This window comes from uncultured Maricaulis sp. (assembly GCF_963976135.1).
Taxonomy (GTDB): domain Bacteria; phylum Pseudomonadota; class Alphaproteobacteria; order Caulobacterales; family Maricaulaceae; genus Maricaulis.
Map to the genome: position 1 here is coordinate 1 of NZ_CAXBKN010000120.1, position 6,359 is coordinate 6,359.

At 65.0% G+C, this 6,359-nt stretch carries 6 protein-coding genes and 1 tRNA gene; 5 read left to right on the forward strand and 2 right to left on the reverse strand.

The genetic code is table 11. The annotated features are described in order from the left end of the window. The first annotated feature begins 203 nt into the window (after positions 1-203). Positions 204-1,421: a lyase gene (locus tag AAC023_RS12955; RefSeq protein WP_339741616.1), complete on the forward strand. Its 1,218-nt coding sequence runs from the start codon at positions 204-206 to the stop codon at positions 1,419-1,421. Positions 1,422-1,667: 246 nt separating this feature from the next. On the opposite strand, the gene AAC023_RS12960 is transcribed toward AAC023_RS12955, so the two are convergent. Continuing rightward, entirely contained in the window at positions 1,668-2,684 is a 1,017-nt protein-coding gene (locus AAC023_RS12960; RefSeq protein WP_339741617.1) for an endonuclease/exonuclease/phosphatase family protein, read from the reverse strand. A 139-nt stretch (positions 2,685-2,823) separates the two neighbouring features. Here AAC023_RS12960 and queA point away from each other — a divergent pair, with 139 nt between their 5' ends. From queA to AAC023_RS12975, 3 genes are read left to right on the forward strand one after another with little or no spacing between them, the layout of a single operon-like run. Beyond that, positions 2,824-3,882: a tRNA preQ1(34) S-adenosylmethionine ribosyltransferase-isomerase QueA gene (gene queA / locus AAC023_RS12965; protein WP_339741618.1), complete on the forward strand. Its 1,059-nt coding sequence runs from the start codon at positions 2,824-2,826 to the stop codon at positions 3,880-3,882. Next, positions 3,879-5,021 (forward strand): tRNA guanosine(34) transglycosylase Tgt, encoded by a 1,143-nt coding sequence (gene tgt / locus AAC023_RS12970; RefSeq protein ID WP_339741619.1) that lies wholly within the window; start codon positions 3,879-3,881, stop codon positions 5,019-5,021. Before queA ends, tgt begins: the two co-directional genes overlap by 4 nt. Next, entirely contained in the window at positions 5,018-5,584 is a 567-nt protein-coding gene (locus AAC023_RS12975) for a GNAT family N-acetyltransferase (protein WP_339741620.1), read from the forward strand. The genes tgt and AAC023_RS12975 overlap by 4 nt, the downstream gene beginning before the upstream one ends. Here the strand turns inward: AAC023_RS12975 and AAC023_RS12980 are convergent. Then, on the reverse strand, positions 5,557-6,165 hold the full coding sequence (locus AAC023_RS12980; protein WP_339741621.1) for a hypothetical protein: 609 nt from the start codon (positions 6,163-6,165) through the stop codon (positions 5,557-5,559). The genes AAC023_RS12975 and AAC023_RS12980 overlap by 28 nt on opposite strands. 116 nt (positions 6,166-6,281) lie before the next feature. On the opposite strand from AAC023_RS12980, the gene AAC023_RS12985 reads away from it, so the two are divergent. Then, positions 6,282-6,357, forward strand: a tRNA-Lys gene (locus AAC023_RS12985). Positions 6,358-6,359 lie beyond the last annotated feature (2 nt).

Sequence of the window (6,359 nt, forward strand, 5' to 3'; positions counted from 1 at the left end):
CCTGATCTGCGCCCCGCTTTCGCGGGGCATCCGTCAGGGATGACAAGGGTTTGTGTTGTTATGAGATAGAGCGCGTTGCGCCGGGCAGCCGAGCGCCGCCACCGGCGCAAAGACCTCTCCCGATTTCCCCCTCCCAATCCGCCAATCTTCCACTACACTGCCCCGATCATGCCACCGCCCGGAGCCCTGACATGCAACGCCATATGATCTCCCCCCTCATCATCGCCGCCGCGCTTTGCCACCCCGCTACAGCCCTGGCGCATTCCGGCGGTGAGGCCCGCGAGACGGTCGAAGCCGTCTGTTCGGCTTGCCATTCGATCCGCACGGTCGAGAGCACATCGGGCTATTCGCGTGATGACTGGCAATCGCTCACCGCGACGATGATCGACCTGTCCGGCGCGCCGGAAATGCAGGCGGAAATCCTCGACTATCTTGCCGAACATTACCCGCCCAATGACAACCGCGCCGCGACACCGGTCGATGGCCCGCTCATCATCAGCTTCGAGGAATGGCAGGTGCCGACCCTGGGGCAGCGCTCGCGCGATCCGGTCGAGGCGGGCGATGGGAGTATCTGGTGGGTCGGGCAATGGCTGGACATTCTCGGCCGGCTCGACCCTGAGACCGGCGCGATGGAGGAATTTGATCTGCCCGCCGGCGCGGGGCCGCATTCGGTGACGATCGGTCCGGACGGCGATGCCTGGTATACTGGCAATCGCAACGCCACGATTGGCCGCTTCAATCCGGCCAGCGGCGAGATCACAGAGTATCCGATGCCCGACGAGGCCGCGCGCGACCCGCACACGGCCGAGTTCGATGCCAATGGCATCATGTGGTTCTCGCTGCAGGGCAGCAATATGATCGGCCGTCTCGATCCGCAAAGTGGCGAGGTCCGGCTGGTCGACAGTCCGCGGGCCAACTCGCGGCCCTATGGCGTCAAGATCGCGGAAGACGGCATTGTCTGGGTCGCCTGCAATGGCGCCAATTGCCTGCTGCGCGTTGACCCCGAAACGATGGATGTCGAGGAAATCACCCTGCCGGATGCCGGCACCACGGTGCGCCGGCTCGATATCGATGCCGACGGCATGATCTGGTGGGTCAATTCGCGGCTGGGACGGCTCGGCCGCTATGATCCGCAAAGCGGCGAGATCCGCGAATGGGATTCGCCCAGCGGCCCCAATTCGCACCCCTATGCCATCGCCGTTTTCGATGGCGCGATCTGGTATAATGAAAGCGGTGTGAGGCCCGACATGCTGGTGCGCTTCGACCCGCAGGCCGAGACATTTCAGAGCTGGCCGATTCCCTCCGGCCCGGTCCATGCCGGGATATTGCGCCATATGCGGACGACGCGTGATGGCGAGGCTTTGCTGATACATCAGAGCGGGACGAACCATCTCGCACGGGTGACTGTGGAGGGGCGTTGAGGCGGGGTATCCGTTTCCCGGCGCAATCGCCTGAGGATAACGCTCTCCTTCAAAACTCGCCGACGCAGGGCGGGGTCTGGCCCCGGGCCTCCACGGGACTAAACACAACAAAGCCGTTTCCCCGGAATTCGCTGCGCTCCTCCGGGGGAAGAGCTTGAGACATTTAACTCTCAAAAGTTCAAAAATATCGTGAGCATGACGTTTGATTGAGGCGCGTTGATCGGGAGGGCAGGTGGAGAACGGGTCTCACGGCTGCGCGTCGGGTGCCCTCAAGCGCAGCGTCGCCAGCAGCGGGCGGTGATCCGACCCCGTATTCGGCCCGGCCTTAATCGAGATCGTCTGCCAGGCCTCGCCGGCGAAGATATGATCAATGCCCAGCAGCATCGGCGCAAAGGGCGGTGTGCCCAGGCCGGCCTGCTCGAACCGGCCCTCGGCGGGGAAGGTGGCGATGCCGATCGAGCGGCGGGTCAGGCCGAAATCGCGTTCGAGGCGGGCGAGGGCATAGGCCGGGGCGGCGGCGTTGAAATCGCCCATCACCACCAGCCTGTCGCGCGGCCATTGCGCCAGGGCGCGGCTCAGGCCGCGGCGCTGGCAGTCCTGGGTGGCGCCGGGGAAGGGCCAGGTCAGGTGGGCGGTGACGAAGACGGCCTCGCTGCCATCGGGCAGGCGCAGCCGGGCCCAGACGGCGGGCGGGATTTCCCAGTCGCAGGCAATGGTCGCGGCGGCGCGGATCGCGGGCGGTAGTTCGACACAGCCCGATGCCAGGATGGGGAAATGGCTCAGCAGACGATTGGCCCGGCAGTGGGCGGCATAGGCATATTGCGCCTCGAGTGCATCGGCCGGGGCGCGAGCGGCGCCGAAGGCTTCCTGCAGCGCCAGCACATCGGGCGCGCGCGGCGGCAGAATTCGCGCTGCCTCCATGGGGGAGGCATTGCGGCCCCACATATTATGTGTGCCGATCCGCACATCGATTTCGCCCGGGCGCGGGGCGGCGGCAGTGGCCGGCAAGGGATCCGAGATCGCCCGCCAGCTCTCGCCCATCCCCGGTGCGATCACCGCAGCCAATGCCACAAGGCTGAGCAGACGGGCCGGGCGGTGCCGGTTGGCCTGTACACTCAGCGTCGCGATAGCCGCGAGAACCAGCAGGATGGGCCAGACCTCGCGCGCCGCATCGAAACCGCGCCAGATCGGCGCCAGGGCCAGGACGAGGGCGATGCCGGCGACCAGTCCGGTGGCGAGAAGGGCAGTGATCGTATGACGCAAGGCGGATATCCGTTTGAATGTCTGAACTCTCGACTACACGGCAAAGATTGCGAACCGGTGTGTCCGAAAATGCCGGTGCCGCATTTTCGCACCGCAAAACCGGTTCCCACTTTGGCTGAAAATGCTCTAGACCCTGCCCATGCGCGTAGATGATTTCGATTTTGACCTGCCCGAGGCCAGTATTGCCTTGCGCCCGGCGCGGCCCCGCGACAGCGCGCGGCTGCTGCATGTCGATGCCGCCGGCCAGCTCGCCGACAAGGCCGTGCTCGACCTGCCGGACCTGTTGCGGGCCGGCGATCTTCTGGTCTTCAATGATACCCGCGTCATCCCGGCAGCCCTGGTGGGCATACGCGCCGCGCGCGAGCAGGGCGGCGGCGGTGATGTCAGCTGCGAGATCAATCTGCACAAGCGCACCGGGCCGGACCGATGGCGCGCCTTTATCCGCCCGGCCAAACGGCTGAAGATCGGCGACCGGATCGAGTTCGGCACATTCTCCGCCGAGGTCGTCGAAAAGGCGGAGGGCGGCGACACGCTTCTGGCCTTCGATCTGTCCGGCGCCGCGCTCGATGAAGCTATCGCCGCGACCGGTGTTCCGCCTCTGCCGCCTTATATAGCTCGCAAGCGAAATGTTGATGCGGCGGATGTCGAGGATTATCAGACTTTATTCGCACGCGAAGATGGTAGCGTCGCCGCGCCGACTGCCGGCCTGCATTTCACGCCGCGCCTGTTCGACGCCCTGGCCGCGCGCGGGATTGAGCGCTGCGATGTCACCCTGCATGTCGGCGCCGGCACCTTCCTGCCGGTCAAGGCCGAGGATACGGCAGACCACCGCATGCATGGCGAGTGGTGTACGGTCAGCCAGCAGGCGGCCAGCGCCATCAATACGGCAAGGTTACAGGGCCGCCGCGTCATCGCCGTCGGCACTACCGCGCTGCGCACCCTGGAGAGCCTGGCCCCGGAGATCGGGCGTATCGAAGCGGGCAGCCGCGACACCGAGATTTTCATCACGCCGGGCTATGATTTCCGCATCACCGATGCGCTTTTGACCAATTTCCACCTGCCGCGCTCGACGCTTTTCATGCTGGTCAGCGCCCTGGCCGGGCTCGAGACCATGCAGCGCGCCTATGCCCATGCCATTGAAAACGGTTACCGTTTCTATTCCTACGGGGATACCAGCCTGTTGGAGCGCGCGCGATGAGCGTTTTCGCCTATGAAATCCACGCCACCGACGGCAAGGCCCGCACCGGCGTGCTCAAGACCCCGCGCGGCGATATCCGCACCCCGGCCTTCATGCCGGTCGGCACCGCGGGCACCGTCAAGGCGCTCTATATGGACCAGGTCCGCGATACCGGCGCCGACATCATCCTGGGCAATACCTATCATCTCATGCTGCGCCCCGGTGCCGAACGGGTCAAGCGTCTGGGCGGATTGCATAAATTCTCCACCTGGAAAGGCCCGATCCTGACCGATAGCGGTGGTTTCCAGGTCTGGTCGCTGTCGAAACTGCGCAAGATGACCGAAGAGGGCGTCACCTTCCAAAGTCATATCGACGGCTCGAAACACCATCTCACACCGGAGCGTTCGATCGAGATCCAGGCCGACCTGCTCGGCGCCGATATCTCCATGCAGCTCGATGAATGCACCGCCTTCGGCTGCACCCCCGCCGAGGCCAAGGCCTCGCTCGAGCTGTCCCTGCGCTGGGGGCAGCGCTCCAAGGACGCCTTCGGAACCCGCGACGACCAGGTCTTGTTCGGCATTGTCCAGGGGTCGGTGTTCGAGGATTTGCGGCGCCAATCGGCTGAAGGGCTTAAGGAAATCGGCTTTGACGGCTATGCCATTGGCGGCCTCGCCGTCGGTGAGGGCTTCGAGCAGATGTGCGATGTGCTCGATTTCACCACGCCGCATCTGCCGGTGGAGCGGCCGCGCTATCTGATGGGCGTCGGCAAGCCGATCGATCTGGTCGAGGCCGTCGCGCGCGGGGTCGACATGTTCGATTGCGTCCTGCCGACCCGGTCGGGCCGCCATGGCCAGGCCTGGTCCGATTACGGCCCGATCAATATCAAGCGCGCCGAATTCATCGAGGACGGCACGCCGCTGGCGCCGGAAATCGATTGCCCCGCCAGCCGGGATTATTCCAAGGCCTATCTCAATCATCTTTTCAAATCAGGCGAATACCTCTCGGCCATGCTGATCTCCTGGCACAATATCGCCTATTTCGAACACTTGATGGCCCGCATCCGTGCCGCCATTGCGGCCGGCGAGTTCGAGGCGTTTCGACGCGAATTCCGGGCGAAATGGGATCAGGGCGCAGCCGAGGCGGCGACCCGCAGCGCATGAGCGACGCGCCCCATATCCGCGCCCTGACGGCAGAAGACATCACCGCCCGGCTGGATGCGTTTTGTGACCTCCTGCTCGATATCGTCGAGGGCGGGGCTTCGGTCGGCTTCATGGCGCCGCTGTCGCGCGACCGGGCGCGCCAGTTCTGGCAGGGCATTATCGCCAGTGTCGAGCGCGGCGAACGCATTCTGCTGGCAGCAACGGACGGGCCGGGGGGACGCGTGACCGGTTCGGTCCAGCTGGTCCTCGCCCAGCCCGACAATCAGCCGCATCGCGGTGACGTTTCGAAAATGCTGGTTCATTCCAGCGCGCGCAAGCAGGGGCTGGGCGCAGCCTTGCTGGCCGCGATCGAGACCGCAGCGCTCGAGGCCGGCAAGACTTTGCTCGTGCTCGACACGGTGCCGGGCACGCCTGCTGACCGCCTCTATCAGCGCGCCGGCTGGACAGCGCTGGGTGTCATTCCCGGCTATGCGCTGATGCCCGATGGAGCGCCCAGCGATACGCGGCTGTTCTGGCGCCAGATCGGGCCGGCGGTCTACTCCGTCACTTCAACCAGGCCATAGGCCTCGAAGGCGCGGCGCATCTGGACCGCCGGGCAACCAAAGCCATCATAAATCCCGCGCAGATAGGCGCGGCGGCGCTGGGCCATTTCGCGGCGCTCGCGGGCATCCTCCTCGATGCGGCCGGCGCCACCGATGAATCGGATCACCGGGCGGACCGGGTTGAGGCCGACAATGGTGGAGTGATACAGGCCCCAGGCGCCGTCCGTTGCGAGTTCCGGCGCCTGCGAGGCGAAATGCGCGCCCTGGCTGATCCAGCCTTCGCGATGCGCGTCCTCCTCGGCCTGCTGGCGCTGGGTTTCCTCGACATCGGGACCGAGCACGACCGTCAGCCGGGCGACATCGCGCGCGATGGTCGAGCAACGCCGCGGCGAGCCCTCGCCGCCATAGGGGGTCGGGACGGTGTCATCGCCCTCATCGACCATGACGGGCCCCGGGCGTTCGCGCGGCAGGCCGATGGCATCCTCGACCGCGACGCTGGTTTCTTCACGGCCAAAATTTCCGGCGCTCTGGCCGGTCGACGAGCAGGCGCTGGCGGCTAACGCCACCATCACGCATGTCAGCAGACGGATATTTCCACTCATGCATTCGATATTACCGGCAATTATGGCAAAATCGCATCGTAATTGCTGAAATCCATAGGCAAGGCGCGATTGACCGGCAGAAATCATCACTATAGGTAGGGCCCTCCTCAAATGAGGAGCCTGTAGCTCAGCTGGTAGAGCAACTGACTTTTAATCAGTAGGTCCCGGGTTCGAGCCCCGGCGGGCTCACCATT